The 450-nt window shown below is 62.7% G+C and carries 1 protein-coding gene; it reads left to right on the top strand.

Annotated elements, in window-relative coordinates; all coding sequences use genetic code 11:
• Positions 1 to 450 (top strand): hypothetical protein (locus D7X55_RS43900; protein WP_158626505.1); only part of this gene is annotated, 450 nt, incomplete at both ends.

The following is a 450-nucleotide window of genomic DNA, read 5'->3' as shown; positions in this document are numbered from 1 at the left end:
AGCGAGATCGCAGTGAACGCTGTTATCAATTCCATCGACCACATCGTCACCATCGAAGCCAACACCGGCGAGACCTTCTTCGCCTTCCCCGCCCCGTCCCTCACGTCCTCCGAGGAGGCCGCCAAGCACTCTCTGCGCCGCGAGCGCCGCTCCATCAAGACCACCATCGAGGCATACGAGCACAACCGCCTCGCCGGCTTCGCTACTTTCATCGAAGACCTCGACGAAGAGGCATACGACAAGCACTGGAAGACGTACGAGCGCGAGCACCGCGATCATTCCGCTCGCCAGTGGCGCGAGCACTACGAGACCGAGGTGCGCCCGGCCTACCTCGAGAAGCTGGCCAGGAAGAAGCAGGCCGCTGAGAAGGAGTGTGAGCGCCACGATTCGGTGCTCGAGCCCGCCGTCGAGCCATTCCCACTCATCGACATGGCGACCATCGAGGAGGAA

Origin of the sequence: Corallococcus sp. AB049A (assembly GCF_003668885.1) — a bacterium.
Lineage (GTDB): Bacteria > Myxococcota > Myxococcia > Myxococcales > Myxococcaceae > Corallococcus > Corallococcus interemptor.
The sequence above is the reverse complement of the archived record's forward strand: the minus strand, read 5'-3'. Positions and strand labels throughout refer to the sequence as shown.